The following is a 26041-nucleotide window of genomic DNA, read 5'->3' on the forward strand; positions in this document are numbered from 1 at the left end:
AATAACTCCCTATTTAGATTGTGTTTCAACAAAGATGTCACTGTATTTATTAACGATATCTTCTTTATTTTCAATCACATATTTGTAGTCTTCAGTAATTGTATTGATTTCATCAAGTGGTTTCATGTTATCACTTGTTTTAGCATCTTTTCTAACAGGTCTGTTCGTTGTTTGCGTTCCTAATGTATCTTGTACTTCTTTTGAAATGATGAAGTCCATGAATTTTTTAGCGTTGTCCATATTTTTAGCATCCTTTACAATGGCAGAACTTGCTGGTAAAAAGACAGTTCCTTCTTTTGGATAAACAATCTCAACATTCGCACCATCATTTAATAATTTCACCGTTGGATCTTCATAAGATAAACCTACAGCCATTTCACCATCTGCTACTGATTTATAAACATTTGATGAACTTGAACTAATTTTTCCATCTACTAAAGTAAATAATTCTTTTACATACTTCCAAGAAGCATCATCAAAGTTACCATTAGCAGCTAAAATATTCGTTAATTGAGAAAAAGCACTTGATGAGTTAGCTGGATCTGCTGTTGAAATTTTCCCTTTTAACTCTTCATTTAGTAAATCTTGATAGCCTTCAATCTTCATTCCTTTTGTTAAATCAGGATTAACGACTAAGACACTACCATCTAATGTATAAGGTGTTGAGTACCCTGTTGTGTTTCGGTACTCCTCAATAACTTGATCATTTTCTGAAGCAACATATTCTTCGAAAAGACCTCCATTTTGTTCGTAAAGAGTATAAGAACCACCGAAAATTACATCTGCTACTGGAGCGTCTTTCTCACTTTCAATTTTTTTGAATAACTCTCCAGTTCCAGCTTGGATTAGTTCAACTTTGACTCCGTATTTTTCTTCAAAAGCTGGAATAGTTGCGTTTATTAAACCTTCTGAGTTAGGTGAATAGACAACTAACGTATCACTGTCTTTTCCTTTCTCTTTGCTTCCCTCTTTTTTGTTATTGCTACATGCAACTAAGCTCATTAACACTAATGAAGCTAACCCTAACTTAACTAACTTTTTCATTTGACTCCTCCTATTTCCTTGATATGCTTACTATATAGCGAATAAAACGATTTCAAAAGGGAGAAACCGACATAAAAAGGAGAAAATACTATAGTTATAGCATTTTCTCCTTAAACTGAGTAACGGTTATTCCCATATATTTTTTGAAAACTTGATTAAAGTATTTTGGGTCATTGAACCCAACTAAATTTGCCACTTCATAAAGACGTAAATCTGGTTCTTTGATAAGATGATTGGTTGCCATCTTCACTCGGTAACGGTTAAGGTATTCGTTAAGAGACATTTCCAAATGTTTTTTAATTTTTTGATAGATATAACTCTCGCTATAGTTCAAAGCAGTAGCTAAGTCCTGCGTCGTAAATTTTTCAGCATAGTGCTCTTTTATCCATTCTAAAACTTGTGTTGTAACCACATCTCTTGAATAACGAACCTCTCCTAAAATATCAAATTCCTGTTTTTCTAAAGAAGCCGTTTTATTTTCTTTTTTATGAATGTCATATAAAAGAGTGACAAAACATTTTCTTAATTCCACCAAATCAATAGGTTTCACTAAAAAATCAATCACACCATATTGCATTGCCTTTTTAGCATTAATAAATTCATCATATCCAGATAAAATGATTTTTCGGTAAGGAATAGATTTGGTTGCTTCAAAAAGTTCGAAAGCATCCATCTTTGGCATATTAATATCTGTTAACACGATATCTGGTTGAAAAATTTGTATAATCTTACAAGCTTCTTCCCCATCTTCTGCTAAATAAATCTGGTTAATATTTAATTCTTGAAAATCCAAAGAATTGGATAACCACTTTCTTATTAAATGTTCGTCCTCAGCAATTAATAACTTCATCTTCATTAGTCTCCTCCCAAATATTAAATCGAACGATTGCGCCTTCTGATTCTCGGTTTTTGATAATTAAATCGGAAAACGGATAGGTCATTTTTAAGCGCCGATAACTATTAATCAACCCATGATGTGAGTAGGAATCAAAAGCATGATAAATTTCTTCGATTCGACTAGGTTCAAATCCTGGTCCATTATCAATAATATCAAAGTAAAGACCACTCTCTCCTTTATAACATTTAATGATTATTTTTAAGTCTGTTCGAGTAGCCATGCCATACTTCAAGGCATTTTCAACAACTGGTAGTAAGAATAATTTCGGAACAACGGTTTGTAATAAATCATCTTCTACTTCAATCATGTAAGAAAATTTATCAAATCTAATATTATTAACCTCAAGAAAATCTTTTATGATATTCAGATCATCTTCTAGAGTTGTTTCTTTTGTTGTGTAATCAATGGAATATCTTAATACCCTATTCAGTGAAAGTATTAATTTATCAGCAATACCTGGATCGAAATGACTAGTAACTCTAATAGTCTCTAAAGTGTTATAAATAAAATGCGGATTAAATTGAGATTCCAAGACTTTCTTTTCAAAGGAAGCATTCTGTCGTTCAAGAAACAACTGCTGGGTGAGTAAATTTTCTTTTTCGCCTACCATCTCGTTTATGCTATCAATTAAAAACTGAAATTCAACATTAGTTTCGATTTCAATTTTAGATTGTTTTCCTTCCGTTACTAACGAGGTCTCACCGACTAATTTTTTGATATGTTTATTATTCTTTTTAGCAATTGTCTGAGCTAGCTTTTCTGATTGAAGAGTTAATAAAAATAAAAGTAACAACATTAAAAATAAGCAAAACCAAAAGAATGAAGTAATCGGAAAAGTCATTAAATTCGTATAAATCATAATCTTATCTGAAAAAGCTTGTTGTTTGCTGAGATAGAGATGATTGTTTTCTAAAAAAATAGGCTTAGACAATACATCCCTATTAATTTTTTCTAAATCACCTTCAATAAAATTAGAAGAATTTTTAGCGAAAACGTTATCATATTTATCCGTAATAGCAAAATGAGTTCCATATTGAAGAGGGACTAGATTAAACACATTATCGCTTAAAACCAAAATACTATAGTCATCTGTTTTAGGAATCTTTGAGAAAAACAATAAAAATGTTTTACCTAATAACCCTCGTTGAATCTTCATAAAATCATTAGTTTGACTACTCTCGACCATCATTGATAAATAGGCTGGGGACAAATGACGTTTAATATCCCCTGTTACAAAAGAAATATCCCCTTTATTATTTAAAACCAATAAATCAGAAAAAGCAGAATAATCTTTTGATACATCATAGTACTCTGCGTATAATTGTCTCTCACTACTCTTTTGAGCCAAATAATTAGGAATCACTTTTTTATTTAACTGCTTTAAGACTCCAAATGCATTTTTTTCAATTTGCTGATAATACGTAGTAATGACTTCTGTATCAGCTGATATTTGATACTTTTCTATAAATAAAAACAATGACGCTAACGCAACGACTAATAAAAGTGACACAAAAAGGGCTAAACGAGATAAATGACTTCTTATGTCTGTATACAATTCTTTTTTATAGCTAATCACTAACAAACCAACTCCTTTAGCTATATTAAAACCAATTTGAATCTCCTTGCACATAATAGCACATCTTTTTAACTTTTGAGATAACATTTATCTTGGTTTGTGAAAATCAATTTAAAAACGGGGAATAAATGTGTGGCTATTAAAAAAATTTATTTGTAATGACAAACTCGTAAGATTAGTCTTGTAGAATATTAATTATCTTAATTTAGTTAGCTAAAAGCAATAGAATTAAGTTATTAATAAATATTTGGAGGATTAAATATGAAAAAAATAGCTTTTACTTTTTTATTAGTTTCATCACTATTTCTTACTGCTTGTAATTCAAAAAAGCAAGAAACAGTTTCAGACAGTAGCTCAAGTCTAGCTACCTCATCTTCAACAGAAAAATCAAGTTCGACATCTACTTCAGAAATTATTAGTTCTTCTAGTTCAGTTGTAATTGAAGAACAAAGTACTCAAAATGAAGTATCTCAAAGTAACTCCCCTTCTTCTGAATTATCTGAAGAACAAGCATTGCAACGTATTTTGGAAACCAATTCTGATGTAAATAATGACGATATAAGTTTTATGTTATTTGAGATGATTGATAATGATTTTCTATTTGAAGCAAAAAGTAAAAGTATTGAAAAACAAGGTGGATCAGGTACTGTAGGTTTTTACCGTGTTACACCACAAGGAGCTGTAACATTAACTGATTCAACTGGGAATCCACTTTAGATAGCCAATTTTGGCTATCTTTTTTTAGTTTACATATTTTTAAAATTGAAAAGGACTGTTTGATTAATTTCAGTTTTCATGTATTATTTAACCCATGGGGGATGTATCGAGAAATCTTTATTTCTCTGGCGCGCAAGCAAGAGTCCTGTTGAAAACCTATCCCTCATCGCAGGCTAATCCACTAATTGTAAAAAGTTAGTGGATTTTTGTTTTATTCATTTTTAGTCACTTTAGTAAGTACCATTAATATCTGACAACAAACATATTCGAAAATATTATGTCGCAAGAAGCATAAAAATTGCCCACCAAAACCCTCATATTTTTATATGGTGGGCAAAAGGCGGGCAAATCTTATATTTAATTATTTTAAAATCTCACAAACCCTTACTACTTCTTAGGTTCGTCCTCGTCCATCTTAAGAACTGCCATGAAGGCTTCTTGAGGTACTTCTACTGATCCGATTTGTTTCATACGTTTTTTACCATCTTTTTGTTTTTCAAGTAATTTACGTTTACGAGACACATCTCCTCCGTAACATTTAGCAAGTACGTTTTTACGTAGGGCTTTAATGTCAGCACGAGATACAATTTTAGTTCCAATTGCTGCTTGAACAGGAACTTCGAACTGTTGTCTAGGAATTAGTTTTCTCAATTTATCAACGATAGCTTTACCACGCTCGTAAGAGAAATCTTTATGAACGATGAAACTTAACGCATCAACTGTTTCACTGTTAAGAAGGATATCCATCTTAACTAAATTACTTGGTCGATATCCGATTAAATCATAATCAAGAGATGCGTAACCTTTTGTTCCTGATTTTAATTTATCAAAGAAGTCGAATACGATTTCTGATAAAGGCATGTTGTAGACTACATTCACGCGGTAATCATCTAGGTAATCCATTGTGACAAATTCTCCACGTTTACGTTGAGAAATCTCCATAACAGCCCCAACATACTCATTTGGAACCATGATTTGAGCTTTTACAAAAGGTTCTTCAACAGAATCAATTGTACTTGGATCTGGGAATTCTGCAGGGTTATCTACAACGACCATAGTGCCATCTGTTTTATTTACATGGTAAATTACAGATGGAGCTGTTGTAATTAAATCTAAGTTAAACTCACGCTCTAAACGTTCTTGAATAACGTCCATGTGTAAAAGTCCTAAGAACCCACAACGGAAACCAAACCCTAAAGCTTGAGATGACTCTGGTTCAAATTCTAAAGCAGAGTCGTTTAATTGTAATTTTTCTAACGATTCACGTAAATCATTGTATTTTGAATTGTCTATTGGATACAGACCACAATAAACCATTGGATTCATCTTACGGTAACCTTCTAAGGGTTCACTTGCTGGGTTATTAGCTAATGTAATAGTATCCCCTACTTGTGTATCCGCAATATTTTTAATACTGGCAGTAATGTAACCCACATCTCCAACCATTAAGAAGTCACGAGCCACAGCTTTTGGTGAGAAGATTCCCACTTCTGTTACTTCGTATTCTTTCCCATTTTGCATTAACTGAATTACGTCACCTGGTCTAACGACACCATCCATAACACGGACGTTTAAAACAACCCCACGATAAGCGTCATAAACTGAGTCAAATATCAACGCTTTAAGTGGTGCTTCAACATCTCCAGTTGGTGCTGGTACATATTCTACGATTTGTTCTAGAATATCTTCAATACCAATTCCAGCTTTAGCACTTGCTAAAACTGCTTCGCTAGCATCAATACCGATAACATTTTCAATTTCTTCACGAACTCGCTCAGGATCGGCAGCGGGTAAGTCAATTTTATTAATAACTGGTAAAATTTCTAATTCATTGTCAACTGCTAAATAAACGTTAGCAAGTGTTTGTGCTTCAATTCCTTGAGCGGCATCAACTACTAGAATGGCCCCTTCACAAGCAGCAAGACTTCGTGATACCTCATAAGTGAAGTCTACGTGTCCTGGTGTATCAATTAGGTGAAAAATGTATTCTTTTCCATCTTTTGCGTCATATGTTAGTTCGACAGCATTCAATTTGATTGTAATGCCTCGTTCTCTTTCTAAATCCATAGAGTCTAATAATTGAGCTTGCATTTCACGATCAGAAACTGTTTCTGTTTGTTGTAAAATACGGTCGGCCAAAGTAGATTTACCATGGTCAATATGTGCGATGATGGAGAAATTACGAATCGATTCTTGCCTTTTTTTCATTTCATTTATATTCATAATAACTCTCCTACTTTCTATTCAATCAGCATTTTTAATTATACCAAGCTTTAGCTTGTTTTTAAAGTATTTTCATTATGACTTTGCTATAATTAGAATAGAAAATATTCCGAGGAGATTTGATAATGGATATTAAACAGATAAAAAACTCATTACATTTGAAAAAAGTGGAGTTAAAACATTTAAAACAATTTAATGAATTATTGAGATATGTGTTTCAGGTAACTGATTCTGACATTGAAGAAGGTGGTTATGAGGATGAAGCTGAAATTATTCGTGCCAAACGACCTGTTCTTCGAGAAGCTGACGTTTATGGCTGGTTTACTGAAGATGACCGCCTAATTTCTCAGCTAGCTATTTATCCTTGTGAAGTAAATATTCACGATAAAGTTTATAAAATGGCTGGAGTTACGGGTGTCGGAACCTATCCTGAATATACTAATTTAGGCTTAATGAGTGAGTTGATTAAGCAAGGTTTAGAAAAAATGCGTGAAAACGAGCAATGGATTTCTTATTTATACCCATATAGCATTCCCTACTACCGTTTTAAAGGTTGGGAGATTATGTCAGACAAAATCTCATTTGAGTTAAAAGATTCCCAACTACCTAAGCGAGTTGATGTTTCTGGTTATGTGAACCGGGAAGATATAGAGCATGAGGATGTCTTTAAAGTGTATGACCAATTTGCCTTAGTTAATCACGGTGCGATGATTCGTCAAGAGTTAAACTGGGAAGAATACTGGAGATGGGAAAACGAAGAAGAGCGAACAGCGGCCATTTACTACAACCGTGAAGGCGAACCTCAAGGTGTTTGTTTCTACTGGATTGCTGAGGAAATCTTCCATATTAAAGAAATGTTTTATTTGAACCAAGAAGCCCGTCAAGGATTATGGAATTTTGTTTCTGCTCATTTTTCTATGGTTGATTTAGTTCAAGGTGAAACTTTTAATAGTGAGCCAATTGCCTTTTTATTTGAGGACAGTGAAATCAAAGAAACGATTGAGCCTTATTTTATGGCTCGCATCGTTGATGTAGAGAAATTCATTGCTGACTACCCTTTCATTACAACAGGTAAACCATTCCACTTTGTGGTCGAAGATCCTATTGCTGAATGGAATAATCGTATTTTTGGTCTGATTTGGGATGAAAATGACGACTTAACCATAACGGATGAACCTATCGGAAATCCTGTTTACCTTAATGTGCAAACAATGGCTGCCTTATTTATGAGCTATAAACGACCTTCGTATTTGTACCGAATTGAGCGACTTAAAACAGATAAAGAAACACTACGAACACTAGAAAGAATTATCCCTGATCAAGAAGCTTACTTTAGTGATTATTTCTGATATAAATATAAAAAGAAGCCTACAAGAAAAACTTGTAAGCTTCTTTTCTATTACTCTACCATTGTTTCTTTTTCAAAAGTTAAGGCATCATCAACTAATTGAATTAACACTTTTGTTTTTGGTGGAACATTACCAGCTACTATTTCTTTAGCAAGAGGTGTTTCTACTTCTCTTGTTAAGAAACGTTTAATTGGTCGTGCGCCGTAAATTGGATCATAAGCTTGTTCTGCAATCCACGCTTTAGCTTCTTCTGAAATTTCTAAGTAAATTTCTTGATGTTCTAAACGTTTTGTTAATTGCTCAGTCATTTTAACAATGATTGATTTCACGTTGTCTAAGCTAAGTGGTGTAAATAATATAGTATCATCAATACGATTTAAAAATTCAGGTTTGAAATGAGCTTTTAACATCGTCATAACAGCTTCTGAAGTTTCAGGTAGGATGTGACCATCTTCTGATACACCTTCAAGAAGTAATTGAGAGCCTATGTTACTTGTCATAATTAAAACAGTATTCTTAAAGTCAACCACGCGTCCTTTAGAATCTGTTAAACGCCCATCGTCTAAGACTTGAAGTAAGATATTAAAGACATCAGGATGCGCTTTTTCAATTTCATCTAGTAAGACTATTGTGTAAGGACTTCTTCTGACAGCTTCTGTTAATTGGCCACCTTCTTCATAGCCAACATATCCAGGAGGAGCTCCAACAAGTCGTGACACACTGTGTTTTTCCATGTACTCACTCATATCAATTCTAACCATATGCTCTTCTGAATCAAATAAATTCTCAGCTAAAGATTTGGCTAATTCTGTTTTACCGACTCCTGTTGGTCCTAAGAAAAGGAAAGAACCTAATGGACGGTTTGGATCTTGTAACCCTGCTCTTGAACGAATGACCGCATCTGAAACAGCATTAACAGCTTCTTCTTGTCCAATCACTCGTTTATGAAGTGTTTCATTAAGGCGTAATATTTTTTCTCGTTCGCCTTCTTCTAATTTAGAAACAGGAATACCTGTTAAACGACCCACAACAGTGGCGATTTCTTTTTCTGTTACAACTTCTTGAACCATTTTTACATCAGAACTTTCTTTGGCTTCAAGTTCTACTAACTCTTGTTGTAATTTTGGAATAGTTCCATGTCTTAAAACAGCTGCTTCTTCTAAATCATAGTTATTCTCAGCATTTTCAAGTTGTGTTTTAGCTGCGTCGATTTCAGCACGTTTTTTATTAACTTTATCTACTTCTTCTTTTTCAGTTTCCCACTGCATTTTTAATGAGTTGGTTTCTTCACGAAGTTCTGATAGTTCTTCTTGTAATATAGCCAGACGTTTTTTACTTGCATCATCGTCTTCTTTTTTAAGGGCTGCTTCTTCAATTTCTAACTGCATTAATCTTCTTGTTACTTGGTCTAATTCAGTTGGCATTGAATTCATTTCCACTCGAATAGTAGCACAAGCTTCATCGACTAAATCAATCGCTTTATCAGGTAAGAATCTGTCAGTGATATAGCGATTTGAAAGTGTGGTTGCTGCAACTAAAGCATTATCATAGATTTTAACCCCGTGATGGATTTCAAAACGTTCTTTAAGTCCTCTTAGAATACTAATAGTGTCTTCCACAGTCGGTTCTTTCACTAATACTTTTTGGAAACGTCTTTCAAGAGCTTTGTCTTTTTCCATATTTTCACGGTACTCATCTAATGTTGTCGCACCAATACAATGTAGTTCACCACGAGCTAACATGGGTTTCAGTAAGTTACCAGCGTCCATACTGCCTTCTGTTTTACCGGCACCAACGATTGTATGAATCTCATCGATAAATAGAATGATGTCACCATCACTTTTTTTCACTTCTTTTAAAACTGCTTTTAGTCGTTCTTCAAACTCACCACGGAATTTAGCACCCGCAATTAATGCTCCCATATCTAAAGAAAAGATAATTTTGCCTTTTAAGTTTTCAGGTACATCTTTTTTGACAATTCGTTGAGCAAGTCCTTCGATAATAGCGGTTTTACCAACACCAGGCTCACCAATTAGAACCGGGTTGTTTTTAGTTTTACGAGAGAGAATACGGACTACATCACGGATTTCTTCATCTCGACCAATAATTGGATCTTGTTTACCACTTTTTACGGCTTCAATCATATTTACAGCATATTTTTCTAAAGCTTCATATTGTTCTTCTTGATTTTGAGAAGTCACGCGATCTCCCCCTCTCATGCTTTCAATCTTTTCTTTCACTTGTTTTTCAGTAATACCTTGAGTTTTTAAGAACTTAGTTAAAGCGTGATTCTTTAACTTCATCAACGCTAGTAAGATAATCTCTGTTGATAAAAAATCATCTTGAAATTCAGCTCTTAGTTTATCTGCTTCTTGCAATAAGTTAAATAAGTTTTGACTTAAATTTTGTCCATATTGTACATTGCCACTTATTTGAGGTAATTTATCAATTTCTCTATCAATTTCATATTCAAAAGTATTAGGATCCACACCTAATCCTTGGTAAAAGTTTCTTGCAAAGTGGTTTGGTTGTAAGAATATCTTCCACAAATGGACAATGTCAATGTCTTGTTGCTGTCTTGTCACAGCGATTTGTTGTGCTTCTGCGATTGCTTGTTGTAAAGTTGTTGTCATTTTTTCAATGTTCATTGTCATTCCTCCTCTTACTTACATCTTATATTTTACTCCTTTGGTCAAATTAGGTCAAACAATAACTATTAAAAGTCAAAAAAAATTAGCCATAAAAATGACTAATTTAGTGATTCTTAATTAACTTTTTTTCCAAACAAATACATAGATCATCACCAACAAATTCACCAAAATTAGGGATAACTTCATAACCTTGTTTTTCATAAAAACGAATTGCTTGAAGCATGTCTTTTCCAGTCTCTAACACAACAGAGTTAAATCCTAGAGATAAAATTGATTTTTCTACAGTTTTTAACAACTCTTTTGCTGTGTTAGTTCCACGATAATCTGATTTTACATACATCCGTTTAATTTCAGGTTTACCGTCAGAACGCTCTTTCCAACAAGCACATCCAATTGGTATTTCATTTAATAAGGCAATATAAGCTTCTTTCATACTATCTAGTTGATGATGGTTAGAATAGGAATCATTAACCTCTTCTCCCCACTCATCCATGAAAAAAGTATTGAGCTCATCAACAAGATTGATTAATCTTATATCTGTTACTGCAACTTGTTCAATTATTATTGATGGATTCATAGATCCCTCTCCTACTCATTGGTTTTTAAGGACTCACTTTTATCTTTCAAGATATAGAGTGGTCTTTTTTTAGTTTCCAAAAATGTTTTACCTAAATATTGGCCGACAATTCCTAAACAAAATAACTGTAGTCCACCTAAGGCTAAAATAATACATACAAGTGATGGCCAACCTGTTGTTGGATCTCCAAAAATAGCAGCTCTTATGAAAAAGAAAATTAAAGCAATAATTGAAATAATAAAGGAAGCCATTCCTACAAAAGCTGAAATTACTAAAGGAAACTCAGAAAAAGCAACAATCCCATCTAAAGAATAAACAAATAATTGCCAAAACGACCAAGAAGTTTCACCTTTTTGTCGTTCAATGTTTTCATATTCTAAATAATAAGTGTCAAAGCCAACCCAGCTGAAAAGCCCTTTAGAAAAACGATTGTACTCTTTCAATTCTAAAATTGCATCGACCATTTGTCTAGTCATTAAGCGGAAATCTCTTGCTCCATCAACAATATTGACATCCGAAATTTTATTAATAATTTGATAGAATTTTTTAGCAAAAAAAGAACGAATTTTAGGTTCTCCTTTTCTCGTCACTCGTCTTGTTCCAATGCAATCATAAGCTTCATTTTGAATAAGCTGATACATTTCAGGCAATAAACTTGGTGGGTCTTGTAAATCAACATCCATCACAGTAACATAATCACCGCTAGCATGACTCAGACCAGCATAAAGTGCTGCTTCTTTTCCAAAATTTCTTGAAAATGACAAGTATTTAACTTGTTCAGGATCTTGAGTTGCTAAATCTTTTATAACAGATAGAGTGTTATCTGATGAGCCATCATTAATAAAGAGAAACTCGATATTAATAGGATTTAATTCTTTTTTGATAGTCATTACTTCGTTATAGAAAAGAGTAATATTTTTTTCTTCATTAAAACAAGGTACGACAATTGATAATAAATGAGTCATAACGATTTCCCTTCTTTTATCTTCTTAAATCATCATACCGTAATCATTTAAGAAAATAAAGGTAGATTCTAAAGACAAGACAAGCTAGTCGTTGGTGTTAGCTTGTCTCTTAGTCGTAATTAAAAAAATGATAGATCTAACTAGTAGAAATAGAAGCCCAATTAAAAAAAGACCATATTTAATACACTCACTAATCACAACGTTTTTCTCAACTAACAATATATTTGGATAATTTTGTAGAAATCGAATACTATCCGTTAAAAAATTCCCTGCAAAAGCTGAAGCCACAGCAGTTCCCATAATCACAAAAATCGTGTATTCAGGATCGATCTTCATTAAAAATAACTGTTTAATTTGCGGAAATAATGCAGCCACAGCCAAGGCTCCTAGAGCTTTAATCATCAGTACTTCTGAGGAAAAGGTTGAAGGAGCCATTAAAAAATTCAATAAGACATCGCTAAATAAAATTACCAAGAATACGATCATAAATTCTATATTTATCTTCTTTTTTATTAACTTCATCATTTTCATTCCTTAACGTTTGTTATATAAATCATCATAACTAGTTGTAACTAAAATGTCTATAAAAAAAGAGCCTATTAAGGCTCTTTTAAAAGGACTATCTAGCATCCCATTCTTTTTGTTTTTTAATAGCTAAGTACATGTCAGATGTTCGGTAAGTCATCACATCTTGACGAGTTTCTGCTTTTACTTTCTTTACAGAAATAACACGGTCAATAGCTGTTCTTTTTCTTTTAGAAAAGGCAGCATCTTTAGCTGCAACAATTTCAGAAAGAACTCTAGCTTCTTTTTTATTATTTTCAAAACTTCCATCACAGTAATCAACTTGATAAAAGAATTTTTCTGTACTTCCCATAAACTTAGCATATCGTGTTGATGTTTCATCTTGTTTGCTACCTGTTATTTTTGTTTCAATTAACATGTAGTCTCCTTCTTGTAAATCAGAAAGTGAAACTTTCTCTGTTGCTTTAAAATAAGTGTTGCTTACTTCTTCTTGGTAATCATATGTTTTAATCATTCTTTTGAACCTTTCTATAACTGATATACTCTATCATAGCAATTAATAACAAAAAAATAAAGCTTCTCTCCAAATAAGCTATCATTTCAAGAGAAAATTAACTTATTTTATGTTTTTTATAAACTAATATGCTATGATTCTTGTGAAAGTGAAACGAGGGATAACATGAACGGAAAAAACAGAAAAGATATCCAAATAGGACAATTAGTTGATATTGTTTTGAAGAAAGACCAACGTACTGGAAACTTAACTCGTGGCCATGTGAAACGATTATTAACTAATAGTCAGACCCATCCACACGGAATTAAAGTGATGCTTGAGGAAGATAATCAAGTAGGCCGTGTCCAACATATTGTCACTGATTAATCAGTTGAAACACACTAAAAAGAGGCGAACCATTGAGTTCGCCTCTTTAAATTTATTTAGTTGCGTTTAAACGAGCAATTTCAACAATTAATGATGTTGCTTTTTCCATTGATTCAACAGCAACAAATTCAAAACGACCATGCATGTTTTCTCCACCTGCAAAGATGTTAGGTGTAGGAATACCTAAATAAGAGATTTTAGAACCATCTGTTCCTCCACGTACTGGCTCGATAACCGGTTCAATATCAATATTTTTCATTGCTTCTTCAACTAATGAAATAATACTCATATCTTTACGAATAATCTCACCCATATTGTAGTATGAGTCTTCCATGTCTAGTGTTACACGATTTTGGCCAAATTCGGCATTTTTCTTCGCTACAATTTCTTCTAATAAAGCTTTACGTGCTTTAAATTTATCCATATCGTGGTCACGAATAATGTAAGCCATCGTTGCTTCTTCAGGCACACCTTGAATATCTAATAAGTGGAAGAATCCTTCTGTTCCATCAGTTTTTTCAGGTACTTCATCTTGAGGTAAAGCATTTTGGATATCAATAGCTACTTGAACAGCGTTAATCATTGTGTTTTTAGCTGTTCCTGGGTGAACGTTTTTACCTTCAATTTTAATCGTCGCACCAGCTGCGTTAAATGTTTCAAATTGTAATTCACCTACTGGACCACCGTCCATTGTATAAGCAAAATCAACTGGGAAATCAGTAATATCAAATTTGTCTGCTCCAACACCGATTTCTTCATCTGGTCCAAAAGCAACCATAATTTTACCATGTTTAATTTCTGGATGAGCTACTAAGTGTTCCATTGCTGTTACAATTTCAGCAATTCCTGATTTGTCGTCTGCTCCTAAAAGAGTTGATCCATCAGTTGTAATTAAAGTTTGACCTTTATAATTTGTTAAGTTAGGGAAATCAGTTGTTGTTAATTTAAATTTACCATCTTTATCTAGATTAATATCTGATTCGCCATCATAATTTTCAACAAATTGAGGATTCACATTTGTTGCGTTAAAGTCAGCTGTATCTAAATGAGCAATAAAACCAATGCTTCTAACTTCTTTATCTGTGTTACTTGGTAATGTTCCAATTAAGAAACCATTTTTTTCATTATAAAAAACATCTGAAAGACCAATTTCTTCAATCTCTTTTTTCAATGTTAATGCAAACTCAACTTGAGTGTGTGTTGATGGTGTTGTTGTGCTTGTCGCATCAGAGCGAGTTTCTGTTTTCACGTAATCAATAAAACGTGGGACTAAATTTTTATACATAGGTATTTCTCTCCTTTTAAATAAATTCAAATGGGTTTGTACTTGTTTCACTTACAATAAAGGAAACATCCCAATTATTCTCTTTTTTCCATTCATTGAATAATTCAACAAATTTAACCTTACAAAGCTCTTCAATGTAATGACCTGGATCAATCACTGTCAGCTTTTCTTCAATCATATCATGTGCCGTATGGAAATAAACGTCACCTGTAATATAAACATCTGCTTTCTTTTTAAGCGCGTCTTTATAGAATTTCTCACCACTACCACCACAAATAGCGACTCGCCTAACTTGTTTATCTTTAGTATCTGTCACAAGTCTCAAACCATCTAAATTAAAGATTTGCTTCACTTTATGAGTAAAATCCATTAAGCTCATTGGCTCTTTGAGGTTACCAACTCGACCCAAACCATAGTCGTCTGTCATGTTATCAATTGTAAAAATATCAAAAGCAGGTTCTTCATAAGGGTGAATCGTTTTTATTGTTTCAATAACACTTGATTCAATTAAAGATGAAAAGATAAATTCAATTCTATCTTCTTCAACAGACTCAACCTCATTTTTAGTGCCGATAAATGGTTTCGCTTCATTGATTGGCTTGAAACGTCCTGTGCCTGTACTAGTGAAGCTGCAGTCGCTGTAATCAGGGCCAATTTGCCCGACACCGATTTTGGCTAAAGCTTCTCTAATCAACCCAGAATGACTTCTAGGTGTAAAGATAACTAGCTTTTTATAATCAAATGAATGAGTTTTTGTCACAAAATCATCTGATTCAACCTCTAATTTTTCTAAAAACCAGTCATTTAAGCCTGGTGACACGATATCCATATTAGTATGAGCCGCGTAAACTGCTATATCATGCTTAATTAAATCAGCATACATTTTAGTCTGAAAATCATCTGTTGTTAAGCGTTTGATAGGTCTAAAAATAGGTGGATGTTTAGCAATAATTAAATCCACTTTTTTTTCTATTGCTTCTTGAACAACAGCTGGTCTAACATCTAAAGTCATCATGACTTTATTAATTGGTTTGTTTAATGTCCCAATATGAAGTCCAACTGGATCTCCTTTTTCAGCTAAATACAAAGGACAATAACTTTCTAATCTTTGGATAAATTCATATCCCTTAATACTCACGCTAACACCTCTTTTACAAATTCTATTTTTTGTTCCACTTCAGCTATTTTATCAGAAACATCTTTAGTAGATTTCTCAAGTTGAGTTAAAATGTTATGAAATTGTTTTAACTCATGTTGCCACTTATCTAAAAAGACATCACCTTGTTGTTTTAATAGAAGTGGACCAAAGAGTAATTCTTTCTCAGATAAAGCCACTTTTTCTGACACTTTTTCTGCTACGATGATTTCATAGGTCTTTTCATTTTCTCTTATAATATCTTCTTGTATTATGTGGTATGAATGATTAACTAACCATGTTCTTAAGGTTGGTTCTCCAATATTCGGTTGTAAAATTAAGGTTTCTTTACCAGTTAAGTGATTTCCCTTAACGCCACGGTCTAAAATATCACGTATAAGAGCTCCGCCCATTCCACAAATGGAAACAGCAGTTACGTCATCTTTAGGGTCAACAACAGCTAAGCCATCCCCTTTTCTTACATCAATGACTGATGATAAATTAAGTTCGGCTACCAAATTTTTGGCTGATTGGTAAGGCCCTTCAACAACTTCTCCTGCGATGGCAGAAATAATTTTTTTGTTCATCACTAAGTAGGCAGGCAAATAAGCGTGGTCACTACCAATATCAGCTAATTTACTTCCTTCAGGGACAAATTCCCCAGCTCTGTGTAATCTTTTTGACAAGTGTTTATAATCCATGTATCTACCATCCTCATTTTAATCTCATAAAATGATTATAACATTAATCAATCATTTTTAAATAACTAAAGGTAATAAAAAAGAGCTATCTTTCGATAACTCTTTCATTTGTTTTATTCTAAGAAGTCTTTTAATTGTTTAGAACGAGACGGATGTCTTAATTTTCTTAAAGCTTTCGCTTCAATCTGACGAATACGCTCACGTGTAACGCCAAATACTTTTCCAACTTCTTCAAGCGTTCTAGTACGTCCATCATCAAGACCAAAACGTAAACGTAATACATTTTCCTCACGGTCTGTTAATGTATCTAAAACACTTTCTAATTGTTCTTTAAGTAATTCATAAGCAGCATGTTCTGCTGGACTTGTTGCTTCTTGGTCTTCAATGAAATCCCCTAAGTGTGAATCATCTTCTTCACCAATTGGTGTTTCTAATGAAACTGGTTCCTGAGCAATTTTCAAGATTTCACGAACTTTTTCTGCTGGTAATTCCATTTCAGCACCAATTTCTTCTGGTGTCGGTTCGCGTCCTAAATCTTGGAGTAATTGACGTTGGATACGGATTAATTTGTTAATCGTTTCCACCATATGTACTGGAATACGAATTGTTCTTGCTTGGTCAGCGATGGCACGAGTGATTGCTTGACGAATCCACCATGTTGCATAAGTTGAGAATTTGAATCCTTTTTCATGGTCAAATTTTTCTACAGCTTTCATTAATCCCATGTTACCTTCTTGGATTAAATCAAGGAACTGCATACCACGACCTACGTAACGTTTAGCAATACTTACTACTAATCTAAGGTTGGCTTCTGCTAATTCTTGTTTAGCTTCTGGGTCCCCTTCTTTAATACGTAAAGCTAAAGCAACTTCTTCATCAGCTGTTAATAAAGAGACACGACCAATTTCTTTTAAATACATACGAACAGGGTCATTAATTTTAACACCCGCTGGCGCAATTAAATCTTCTTCTTTTTCAGGTTCTTCTTTTTTAGCTTTACGGTTAGTAGCTTTTAAACTACGCTCACTTGGTTCACCGTTTTCATCAACAACACTAATTCCTGCATCTTCAACTTTTTGGATTAAATTATCCATTTCATCTGAGTCTAACTCAAATGGTGAAGCAAGTTTGTCTGTTAATTCATCGAAAACAACTTGACCCTTCATCTTATTTTCTCTTATAAACTTATCTACTTCTTTTTTGTATAATTCTTGATTTTTTGACATAAAAGAAATCCCCCTTTAGATTAAATCGCTTTAAGCTGTCTTTGAAGCATAATAATAGCCATTGCAGCCTCAGCTTCTACTTCCCTATTTCCTATCCTTTTTGCTTCACGTTGCTTAAAAACTAGCTCTTCTATTTCTTTTTTAATGCCTTCACGTTTTATAACGAGTAAGCAATCTTCTAATTCTTGTTTGGTACTTTCTTCACTAAAATTTTGCATGGTTGTATTAATCAGTGCTCTTTTTAGTGGTTCTTCTTTTAAATAATCTAGAAAATCAGCAACTTCTATCTCGCCATGGATAGCGATATAATTGGTTAAATGTAAATACAATTCTTGATAGACATCATGATGAAAACTAATTTCCTCTTTTAATGTTAGATACTGATAAGCACTACGTTCATTTAGTAATCTAAAAATGAGCGTCATTTCTGCTTTTTCTACTTGATCCACCCGTTTTGTTTCAAAATGTTTTGGAATCACAATTTCAGGTGCAGCAGGTTCTGTATAATGACTCATACTTTGCTGTTTAAAAGACTGTTTTTTTTGACGCAACTCATTTTGAAGCGACTCTTTTGAAACAAAAAATTCATCTGCTAATTGAGTTAAGGCCAAATCAACTTCAATGATTGAAGACACATTGACTAATTCATTAAGTAACTCATCAATATAGAGTAATTTGTCAGTTTCAATTTCTAAATTTTTATTCCGTTTTAAATACTCTTTTTTAAATTGAAAAACAGTCTCTCTACTATTTTTCATAAGAAGAGCTAATGCTTCTTCCCCGTATTTTTTTCGGTAATCATCTGGATCCATTTTATCAGGAATGCTAATAACTTGAATCGTTAGAGTGCTTTTGTGACTTAGTAAGTCAATCGCTCGACTTGTTGCTTCTATACCAGCATTATCCCCATCATAAGCAATTAAAACATCATCACTTATTTTTTCTAATGCTGCTATTTGTTCAACTGTTAAGCTGGTTCCCATCGAGGCAACGCCATTTTTGACTCCAGACATCCAAGCCGATATGACATCCATGAAACCTTCAAAAAGGATAACTTCATTTTTTTTGCGAATCTCAGCTCGAGCTTGATGGTAATTATAAAGTACAAATCTCTTATTAAATAATTCAGTTTCAGGACTATTTAAATATTTCGGTTGATCATGATGATCAAACCCTTCTTCTTCTAAAAGACGCCCCGAAAAACCAATTACCTTTCCTTGAAAATTAGTAATTGGAAACATAATTCTTTGATAAAATCGGTCTAACCAATCACCATTTTCCAGTTGAAACAAAAGACCTGTTTTCTTTAATAGATCTTCTGAAAAATTATCTTGTTTTAAGACTTTAAACAAGAGACCTCTATCTCGAGGGGCAAATCCAATTTTAAATTGCTTAATAACTTCTTCTGTCAATCCACGTGATTTCAAATAATCTAAAGCAACTTCACCTACTTTAGTGTTCATAAGGACATGGTGGTATAACTCACTTGTCTTTTCATGAATTTGAATCAACTGAGCTTCTTCATGGGCTCTTGGTGACGAACTTTGTTCAGCACTTTTTACATTTAGTTGAACATCAAGTCCTGCTAATTCAGCTACTTTTTCAACGGATTCTGGGAAATTAAGGCCTTCTATTTCTTGGATAAACGAAAAAACATTGCCTCCCTTACCACAACCAAAGCAATGGAAAATTTGCTTGTCTTCTGCGACTGAAAATGAGGGTGATTTTTCATTATGAAATGGACATAAACCTAAATAATTTTTACCAGACTTTTTAAGCTGAACATACTGACCAACAACATCAACTAAATTTGTTTGTTGCCTAACCATTTCAATGGTCTCTTGAGGGATTAATTGTGCCATTTGAACTTACCTCCCTCATATCTTTTTAAGTAACAAAAGTCGCACTGGCATTCAGTGCGACTATCTGACACAAATCTACAACTTAAAGTATACCACATCTATAAAATATTGCTACTTTTTAGTCCTTGTTTTTTAAGCAAATCGCTTTTCTTTTACAATTAAATGGTCTAATACAATCTTACCGATAATTGAGATAACTACCAGAATAATAAATATAGGTAATGTCTCACCGTTTAGCATTGAAATTTTAAGTAATCCTTTGAATAACATTGCTGCAACATAAGTCCCTAGCGTTGTTGTAACAGCTAGGAATAATCTTAATGGATTAAATGGTAAACAGGCTTTTATAACAGCCATAGAGCTAATCGCAATTAGCATGTAATACATTAAAGTAACAGTATCTGTTCCGTTCCAATTATGCACACTTCCATAAAAATGAATAAACACAACATTTAATACAACTAACAATGCGTTTGGAAGGGCTCTTCTAAGTGCTGTTGGTAAAAATTTCGAAGTAATTTTTCTACGGTCATTTTCAAACTGCATAAAGAAAGCAGGATAACCTTCAATGGCTAAATCTAATAAAGTAATCTGAATTGGAATAAACGGGAATGTAATCGCCGATAATGCACACAATACAGAAAGAATTAATGAATAAATTGTTTTAATAAAGAAGATACTTGCTACTTTAGTCACGTTATTGACAACACGGCGTCCCTCAAATAAAACATCGGGTAATGTCGTGAAATCTGAATTAAGTAAAACAAGGTTGGCTATTTGTCTTGTTGCATTGTCTCCTTCAGCCATTGCAATACTACAGTCAGCTTCTTTAAGTGCTAATACATCGTTCACACCGTCTCCTGTCATTGCTACCACATGTCCCTGTGCTTTTAACTCTTGAATCAGCGTTTTCTTCTGCTGAGGTGAGACACGACCAAAGACATGATAATCTTTAACAACAGCTCTTACTTCATCTTCTGTTGTTAATTCCGATAAATCAATGTATTTTTCATACCCTTCAAGACCAGCTCTTCTAGAAACATTTGAAACAGTGATTGGATTGTCTCCAGAGATAACTTTGATATTAACGCCTTCTTCTTTAAGGTATGCTAAAGTTTCGTTGGCATTCTCTCTAATAGGGTCATCAATTTTTAATATAGCTAAAGGTTGTAAGTCAGGTAACCTTGTTTCTGATAAGTCCGTTTTTACAGACATACCTACCATTAACACTCGGTATCCTTCACGTTGAGCTTCTTCTATTTCCTGCGGTAAAGAATTTTCATCAAATAATCTTTCAGGAGCTCCTAGAGCAACTGTTCCAACACCCTCTAATACCATAGCTCCCCATTTACGTTCTGAAGAAAATGGCACAATTGAATCAGCCTTGTAGACTTCTTCTTCTTTGAAATAGTTTCTAATGGCTTGCATCGTAATGTTAGAATCGTCAGAAGCAAACATATAACTGCTCATAATTCGATTAAATTCAGATTCAGAGGCCTCTCCTGAAAGGATTACATCTAAAACTTTCATTTTACCTTCTGTAATTGTTCCTGTTTTGTCTAAACAAATCATATCAACATGAGCTAGAGTTTCAACTGAATACATGTCTTGTACTAATACTTGTTTTTTTGACAGCTTCGCTACAGCAGTTGCTAAAGCTATCATGATTAGTAAAACCATTCCTTTTGGTAACATACCTAACAGGGCTGCAGCTGACGCAACAACTGAAGATTCAATTCCTTTTCCTTTAAAGAAAAAAGCTTCTACAAACAAAATTAAACCTAACGGCACAATGACATAACTCGTAAACTTAGCTACTTTTCTGATTGAAGAAACTAACTCTGAATTAAATGGTTTATGTACTTTTGCTTCATTAGCAATTTTTGTTGCATAGTTATCTTTTCCAACATGGATAACGCGTGCTAAACACTGACCACTAGAAATGAAACTTCCAGATAACAACTCACTATCTTGAGTTTTTTTAATTAAATCAGATTCTCCAGTTAACAAAGCTTCGTTGGCTTCTACCTGACCTGTTACTAACACCATATCAGAAGGCACTTGGTCCCCAGCAGACAATTTAACAATGTCATCTAAAACAATTGCTGTTGAACTGATTTCCATTTCCTGATTATCTCGAATAACGATGACTTTATCTTCATTAATAAGAGATAGTTTGGCAATTAAATTCTTAGCTCTGACTTCTTGAATGATCCCAATCGTCACATTCATTAAAATAATAACCATAAAAAATAGGTTACTAAATGCGCCTACTAATGCTAAGCAAATCCCTATCATTAAATTTAAAAAGTTAAACAAAGTAAATGTATTATCTTTAATAATATCTTTCGTTGATTTTGATACATCTTCTTCGTAATTATTTTGTTGATTATTTGCTATACGTTCTTTCACTTCAAGTGAAGTTAAGCCATGCATTTCATTCTTCATAAAAAATCAATCATTCCTTTTCATATGTTAAAACTATCCCTACTAGTATACCTTTTCTAATACTTAATTGAAATACAGTCTTTCTTAAGAAAGATTAAAAAAGAACAACTCATTTTTATTGAGTTGTTCTTAGTTGATTATTCTTTCATTTCTTCTACATCTGGTCCTTTGTCAGGACCTTTATCTGGTATTTTTCCAGGTAAATCTGCGAAGCGACCATTACTAATACCGAAAGTAATATATGAATCTGAAGCAATGTATTGATTATAGACACTCATCTTCACGATTTGCCCTTTTTCAGATTCAGAATCTACATAATAAGTACCGTAAGTAATATTAGCTCCTTTTGAATTAAAATCATCATAAAGAAGTTTAGGTATATCTCCTTCAAGTTGGCCAAAATAAGATTTAATATAAGGTTGACCATAAGAATAAACAACTTTTACGGATTTACTGTCTTTAGCTGTTAGTTTAGTCCCAGCTTCCACTGATTGACTAATTAATTGGCCATAAGGAACAACATCAGAAAAGAGTTGTTGCACTGAAAGATCCATTCCTTCAACCGCTGTTTGACTTGTTTCAGCAGAATAGTAAGCATAATTAGGAACTATAACGGCTTTGCCTAACGAAATATTTACCGTCATTTTATCTTTTTTAGCTACTTTTTTATTTTTCTCAATACTTTGGCTAATAACTTTTCCTTCTTCAACTTTATCGGAATCGACTTCTTCATAAGTCATAGCGACACCATTTTTTTGTGCCCATTCTTCAACTTCATTTTTCATTTTCCCAGTAAAATCAGGAACTGCTATATTTTTTTCAAATACTTCTTTTCCTTTGGAGAAATAAACATTCAAGCTGTCACGACGACGATAGTTATCAGCAGTGACTTCTTTATTGCTAAATTCAACTCGTGAGAATTGACCTTTTTCAATTTTATCACTGTATTCACCAATCACACTAATGTTTTCAGCTTTATTTTTTTCGATAAATTCATTCACAGCAGATTCTGACATGGTTTTAAAATCAGGTAAATCAATTTTTTCTTCTGGATCAGCACCTTCACTAATTGTGAAGGTTAGTGTCTCACCTTTTTTTACTTTTTTACCAGCAGGAATTTCTTGTTTCATCACGTCACTACTCTCATTTTTCAGAGAATAAGCTTGCTTTAAATCAAGTTCCATTCTGTTTTCAGAAGCCCATTTCCTAACATCCGTTACTGATTTATCAACGAAGTTAGGCATCTTAACACGTGTCATTTGATAATAGGCAACATACCCAATAACAATGGTTAAAACAACACCACCAACAATAGCAATTTTTTTATTTCGTTGCTTTTTTTGGTAACTAGGATCAATTTCAACCTCATGTAAGTCATCTGACTCGTAATTGTCATCTGTAGCTACAATATCTAACGCTTTTTGAGGTCTTTCTTCTACAATCTCATCAGCTTCATCTAATAATTGAGGGTTATCAAATAACTCTCTAGGAGCTGAAGCAGTGGATGGTGTCGTACGACGTTTTTTTCTTCTTCTTTTTGGTTCTTCAGATACTAAATTTTCTGGTATCTCAGGAACAGCTACTGCTTCTTTTTTTTCATTTTCTAATTGTGGTTTCTCTTTTGACTTCTCTTGTTTCTTTTTAGGCATTTTGCCTTTGTAGTCATCTCCAGAAAAATTAGATAAAAAATCACTCATAGTCCTTCAAAACTCCTTTTTTAAGAACAAAGGCTTTATCAGATTGTAACGCAATTTCCTGAGAGTGAGTAACAACAATGACACATTTATTATGTTCATGAGCAAGTAATTTAAAAATTTCTACAATTTCTTGTTCCATTTCTTCATCTAAATTACCTGTAGGCTCATCGGCTAAAATAATATCAACGTTAGTTGCTAAAGCTCTTGCAATCGCAACACGTTGTTGTTCTCCACCAGAAAGTCTATTGACAATACGACTTGCTTTATCCTTACCAATACCAATATAGTCTAACAGATTATAAGCCACTTGGGTATGGTCTTTTGGCAATTCATTTTCAGTAATCGCCATCGGAACTAACACGTTCTCAACTCCTGTTAAATAAGGAATCAAATTATAATGTTGGAAGATGATACTGATTTCATTTCGGCGGTAGTTTTCAAAACCAATTTGCTTAATATTTTTATTTTTATAATAAACAGTTCCTTTTTTAGGAGAATCTAGACCTGCAAGTAAAGAAAGTAAAGTTGTTTTTCCAGAACCTGATTGCCCCAAAATGGTATAAAAAGTACCTTGTTCAAAATCAACATTAGTATCTTTTAAAATATATCTTAATTTATCCCCATCTTGATAAAAATAATCTAATTTTCGTGCTTTTAAAATTGCCATTTCTATTCCTCCCTACATCATTATCTTCTTCGGATTTAGTCGCATAATATAAATGAGTGGTGCAACAGTTGATACTAACACTACACCAATCCCAACTACATAAAAGAGAAGAATATAAGTTGGATTTAAAGAAATATTATATGCTTCAATAACATCTTCTTCTGATACATTGTTATTTGTTAATTGTGAGAATGTCCAATCGTCCATGTTAAAGTTGCCATAGCCATTATCAACTTGCTCTGTTTTTTGCGTTTGGATAAGAGAATTAGAGAATCCTTTAGCTAACATGTTACCAGTAAAGACTGAAATCGTAATCGCGATAAAAGCCACAACTACTACTTCAAAGACGATTTGCCCAATAACTTTAGAACGTTTTTCACCTAATGACAGATAAATACCTAATTCGTGCTTACGGTCTCTTAAGAATAAAATCGTTACTAAAGTAATAATTAAAATAGAGGCTAACACTGAAATGATTAACACTAATTTAGATATTTTAGACATTCCTTTAACCGGACCTGCAACTTGCTCGTATTGATCAGAACTGATTAATACTTTACTGTATTTATGTTTGTTATTTTCTAAAATTTTCTCAGATTTAATTCTAAAGTCTTCTGATGCTTCTGGATTTTTTAAGGTATATGTGGCTGTACCCGTATTATTTTCCTCCATCATTTTTTCAAAGTCTTCTTTAGACATATCACCAAACATGTCAGGTTGTTTTTCAAATTCAAGCATAGTTGTTTCTTTCATAACTTTTGTTACAAATTCGTTAGGAGCATAAATCGTATTTGAACGCTCGATATAGTTGTTCTCACCACTCATCATGCCATTGTCTTCATTTTTCTTCGCTTTTTTTTCACTTTGAAGAACACTGAAAATACCAATCACTTCAACTTGATAATCCTTTTTCACAGGGTCAACTTTCGTTTCAGCACCATCGTCTGCTATCATGACACCCATTGAACTTGTATAATCTAGAGTTACTTTATCTCCAACACGAACATCGTTTGCTTTAGCGACTTCTTCAGAAATTAGCACAACATTATTGCCTTTTTCAACTTCAGATTTTTCAAACACTCGCCCATCTTTTAATTGAATAATTTTATTTTTAATATCTAACACTTCGTTAAAATTAATTCCTTTAAAGGTAAAGAAATGAGACTCCCCATCCCCTCCCATAGATTCCATCTCTTTTGGTTGAGCTGCTTTAAATTTTTCTGTGCTTAAGTACCCATTTACTGAATAATCGAAATAGTTAACTTCGCTCAGCTCACCGATTTCGTTAATAGTTTTAACACCAGGACGTTGTAATTTTTCATATACATTCGGATCATCCTTAGCATCTTTTTCAATTTTATCGAAGTCCTCAGTTATCGTTGCTACAGCACCTAACTTATTCTTAATAGTACTTTCTACACTTTTTGTTCCTTGGTCAATGGCAATCGCACCAGCCATTACGTTTCCAAGTATTAAAATAACAGCAAATAAAATTAATGATTTGCCCTTTCGTCTAGTGATACTTGCCAACCCACGTTTAATAAAATTCACTTTTCACCACTCCTTTGTCTAATACGCTTCCATGTTAACATTTTATCATTCTTTTCTAACAGAT

Annotated in this window: 21 protein-coding genes; 3 read left to right on the top strand and 18 right to left on the bottom strand. The window is 33.3% G+C overall.

Annotated elements, in window-relative coordinates; all coding sequences use genetic code 11:
* Positions 1-9 precede the first annotated feature (9 nt).
* From ACODH8_RS06580 to ACODH8_RS06590, 3 genes are all read right to left on the bottom strand, one after another.
* Entirely contained in the window at positions 10-1044 is a 1035-nt protein-coding gene (locus ACODH8_RS06580) for an extracellular solute-binding protein (protein WP_332465330.1), read from the bottom strand.
* Between the two features lie 94 nt (positions 1045-1138).
* The gene (locus ACODH8_RS06585) at positions 1139-1900 is read right to left on the bottom strand and encodes a response regulator transcription factor (protein ID WP_332465329.1); all 762 of its coding nucleotides are present in this window, start codon (positions 1898-1900) and stop codon (positions 1139-1141) included.
* Positions 1875-3572 carry a sensor histidine kinase gene (locus ACODH8_RS06590; protein ID WP_332465328.1) on the bottom strand — a complete coding sequence of 566 codons (1698 nt, stop codon included), beginning with the start codon at positions 3570-3572 and terminating at the stop codon, positions 1875-1877. The genes ACODH8_RS06585 and ACODH8_RS06590 overlap by 26 nt, the downstream gene beginning before the upstream one ends.
* A 207-nt stretch (positions 3573-3779) precedes the next feature.
* Between ACODH8_RS06590 and ACODH8_RS06595 the strand changes: the two genes are divergently transcribed.
* Positions 3780-4235 carry a hypothetical protein gene (locus ACODH8_RS06595; protein WP_332465327.1) on the top strand — a complete coding sequence of 152 codons (456 nt, stop codon included), beginning with the start codon at positions 3780-3782 and terminating at the stop codon, positions 4233-4235.
* Positions 4236-4622: 387 nt separating this feature from the next.
* Here the strand turns inward: ACODH8_RS06595 and lepA are convergent, their stop codons facing one another.
* Positions 4623-6458, bottom strand: coding sequence for a translation elongation factor 4 (gene lepA, locus ACODH8_RS06600; protein ID WP_332465326.1), 1836 nt, complete (start codon positions 6456-6458; stop codon positions 4623-4625).
* Positions 6459-6583: 125 nt separating this feature from the next.
* On the opposite strand from lepA, the gene ACODH8_RS06605 reads away from it, so the two are divergent.
* On the top strand, positions 6584-7807 hold the full coding sequence (locus ACODH8_RS06605) for a GNAT family N-acetyltransferase (RefSeq protein WP_332465325.1): 1224 nt from the start codon (positions 6584-6586) through the stop codon (positions 7805-7807).
* 50 nt (positions 7808-7857) lie between these two features.
* Here ACODH8_RS06605 and clpB read toward each other — a convergent pair whose 3' ends face one another.
* The 5 genes from clpB to ACODH8_RS06630 all read right to left on the bottom strand — a co-directional run bounded on the left by clpB (position 7858) and on the right by ACODH8_RS06630 (position 13039).
* Positions 7858-10455 (bottom strand): ATP-dependent chaperone ClpB, encoded by a 2598-nt coding sequence (gene clpB, locus ACODH8_RS06610; RefSeq protein ID WP_332465324.1) that lies wholly within the window; start codon positions 10453-10455, stop codon positions 7858-7860.
* 106 nt (positions 10456-10561) lie between these two features.
* Complete coding sequence (locus ACODH8_RS06615) at positions 10562-11035, bottom strand: GNAT family N-acetyltransferase (protein WP_332465323.1); 474 nt, start codon at positions 11033-11035, stop codon at positions 10562-10564.
* A gap of 11 nt (positions 11036-11046) precedes the next feature.
* Positions 11047-12000, bottom strand: a complete 954-nt coding sequence (locus ACODH8_RS06620) for a glycosyltransferase family 2 protein (RefSeq protein ID WP_332465322.1) — start codon at positions 11998-12000, stop codon at positions 11047-11049.
* Positions 12001-12084: 84 nt separating this feature from the next.
* Positions 12085-12375: a hypothetical protein gene (locus ACODH8_RS06625; RefSeq protein WP_332465321.1), complete on the bottom strand. Its 291-nt coding sequence runs from the start codon at positions 12373-12375 to the stop codon at positions 12085-12087.
* Positions 12376-12619: 244 nt separating this feature from the next.
* Positions 12620-13039 carry a hypothetical protein gene (locus ACODH8_RS06630; protein ID WP_332465320.1) on the bottom strand — a complete coding sequence of 140 codons (420 nt, stop codon included), beginning with the start codon at positions 13037-13039 and terminating at the stop codon, positions 12620-12622.
* A gap of 165 nt (positions 13040-13204) precedes the next feature.
* Between ACODH8_RS06630 and ACODH8_RS06635 the strand changes: the two genes are divergently transcribed.
* Positions 13205-13405 (top strand): YwbE family protein, encoded by a 201-nt coding sequence (locus tag ACODH8_RS06635; protein WP_332465319.1) that lies wholly within the window; start codon positions 13205-13207, stop codon positions 13403-13405.
* Between the two features lie 52 nt (positions 13406-13457).
* Here the strand turns inward: ACODH8_RS06635 and pepT are convergent, their stop codons facing one another.
* From pepT to ACODH8_RS06680, 9 genes are all read right to left on the bottom strand, one after another.
* Complete coding sequence (pepT, locus tag ACODH8_RS06640; RefSeq protein ID WP_332465318.1) at positions 13458-14690, bottom strand: peptidase T; 1233 nt, start codon at positions 14688-14690, stop codon at positions 13458-13460.
* Positions 14691-14706: 16 nt separating this feature from the next.
* Positions 14707-15828 carry a Nif3-like dinuclear metal center hexameric protein gene (locus tag ACODH8_RS06645; protein ID WP_332465317.1) on the bottom strand — a complete coding sequence of 374 codons (1122 nt, stop codon included), beginning with the start codon at positions 15826-15828 and terminating at the stop codon, positions 14707-14709.
* A complete protein-coding gene (locus ACODH8_RS06650) occupies positions 15825-16526 on the bottom strand; it encodes a tRNA (adenine(22)-N(1))-methyltransferase TrmK (protein ID WP_332465316.1) in 702 nt (233 codons plus the stop codon). The genes ACODH8_RS06645 and ACODH8_RS06650 overlap by 4 nt, the downstream gene beginning before the upstream one ends.
* A gap of 113 nt (positions 16527-16639) precedes the next feature.
* Complete coding sequence (rpoD, locus tag ACODH8_RS06655; protein ID WP_332465315.1) at positions 16640-17752, bottom strand: RNA polymerase sigma factor RpoD; 1113 nt, start codon at positions 17750-17752, stop codon at positions 16640-16642.
* 20 nt (positions 17753-17772) lie between these two features.
* Complete coding sequence (gene dnaG, locus ACODH8_RS06660; protein WP_332465314.1) at positions 17773-19614, bottom strand: DNA primase; 1842 nt, start codon at positions 19612-19614, stop codon at positions 17773-17775.
* Between the two features lie 132 nt (positions 19615-19746).
* Positions 19747-22050: a cation-translocating P-type ATPase gene (locus ACODH8_RS06665; RefSeq protein ID WP_420517648.1), complete on the bottom strand. Its 2304-nt coding sequence runs from the start codon at positions 22048-22050 to the stop codon at positions 19747-19749.
* Between the two features lie 149 nt (positions 22051-22199).
* The gene (locus tag ACODH8_RS06670) at positions 22200-23759 is read right to left on the bottom strand and encodes a PASTA domain-containing protein (RefSeq protein ID WP_332465312.1); all 1560 of its coding nucleotides are present in this window, start codon (positions 23757-23759) and stop codon (positions 22200-22202) included.
* Complete coding sequence (locus tag ACODH8_RS06675) at positions 23752-24426, bottom strand: ABC transporter ATP-binding protein (protein WP_332465311.1); 675 nt, start codon at positions 24424-24426, stop codon at positions 23752-23754. Before ACODH8_RS06675 ends, ACODH8_RS06670 begins: the two co-directional genes overlap by 8 nt.
* A gap of 12 nt (positions 24427-24438) precedes the next feature.
* Positions 24439-25977, bottom strand: a complete 1539-nt coding sequence (locus ACODH8_RS06680) for an ABC transporter permease (RefSeq protein ID WP_332465310.1) — start codon at positions 25975-25977, stop codon at positions 24439-24441.
* Between the last annotated feature and the right edge of the window lie 64 nt (positions 25978-26041).

It is taken from the genome of Vagococcus fluvialis (assembly GCF_048815235.1).
In the GTDB taxonomy this organism is placed as follows: domain Bacteria; phylum Bacillota; class Bacilli; order Lactobacillales; family Vagococcaceae; genus Vagococcus.

What these genes read in the sequence shown, in the direction of transcription:
- ACODH8_RS06580 (WP_332465330.1), bottom strand. Translation starts at nt 1,044, where the DNA reads ATGAAAAAGTTAGTTAAGTTAGGGTTAGCTTCATTAGTGTTAATGAGC.
- ACODH8_RS06585 (WP_332465329.1), bottom strand. Translation starts at nt 1,900, where the DNA reads ATGAAGATGAAGTTATTAATTGCTGAGGACGAACATTTAATAAGAAAG.
- ACODH8_RS06590 (WP_332465328.1), bottom strand. Translation starts at nt 3,572, where the DNA reads ATGTGCAAGGAGATTCAAATTGGTTTTAATATAGCTAAAGGAGTTGGT.
- ACODH8_RS06595 (WP_332465327.1), top strand. Translation starts at nt 3,780, where the DNA reads ATGAAAAAAATAGCTTTTACTTTTTTATTAGTTTCATCACTATTTCTT.
- lepA (WP_332465326.1), bottom strand. Translation starts at nt 6,458, where the DNA reads ATGAATATAAATGAAATGAAAAAAAGGCAAGAATCGATTCGTAATTTC.
- ACODH8_RS06605 (WP_332465325.1), top strand. Translation starts at nt 6,584, where the DNA reads ATGGATATTAAACAGATAAAAAACTCATTACATTTGAAAAAAGTGGAG.
- clpB (WP_332465324.1), bottom strand. Translation starts at nt 10,455, where the DNA reads ATGAACATTGAAAAAATGACAACAACTTTACAACAAGCAATCGCAGAA.
- ACODH8_RS06615 (WP_332465323.1), bottom strand. Translation starts at nt 11,035, where the DNA reads ATGAATCCATCAATAATAATTGAACAAGTTGCAGTAACAGATATAAGA.
- ACODH8_RS06620 (WP_332465322.1), bottom strand. Translation starts at nt 12,000, where the DNA reads ATGACTCATTTATTATCAATTGTCGTACCTTGTTTTAATGAAGAAAAA.
- ACODH8_RS06630 (WP_332465320.1), bottom strand. Translation starts at nt 13,039, where the DNA reads ATGATTAAAACATATGATTACCAAGAAGAAGTAAGCAACACTTATTTT.
- ACODH8_RS06635 (WP_332465319.1), top strand. Translation starts at nt 13,205, where the DNA reads ATGAACGGAAAAAACAGAAAAGATATCCAAATAGGACAATTAGTTGAT.
- pepT (WP_332465318.1), bottom strand. Translation starts at nt 14,690, where the DNA reads ATGTATAAAAATTTAGTCCCACGTTTTATTGATTACGTGAAAACAGAA.
- ACODH8_RS06650 (WP_332465316.1), bottom strand. Translation starts at nt 16,526, where the DNA reads ATGGATTATAAACACTTGTCAAAAAGATTACACAGAGCTGGGGAATTT.
- rpoD (WP_332465315.1), bottom strand. Translation starts at nt 17,752, where the DNA reads ATGTCAAAAAATCAAGAATTATACAAAAAAGAAGTAGATAAGTTTATA.
- dnaG (WP_332465314.1), bottom strand. Translation starts at nt 19,614, where the DNA reads ATGGCACAATTAATCCCTCAAGAGACCATTGAAATGGTTAGGCAACAA.
- ACODH8_RS06665 (WP_420517648.1), bottom strand. Translation starts at nt 22,050, where the DNA reads ATGCATGGCTTAACTTCACTTGAAGTGAAAGAACGTATAGCAAATAAT.
- ACODH8_RS06670 (WP_332465312.1), bottom strand. Translation starts at nt 23,759, where the DNA reads ATGAGTGATTTTTTATCTAATTTTTCTGGAGATGACTACAAAGGCAAA.
- ACODH8_RS06675 (WP_332465311.1), bottom strand. Translation starts at nt 24,426, where the DNA reads ATGGCAATTTTAAAAGCACGAAAATTAGATTATTTTTATCAAGATGGG.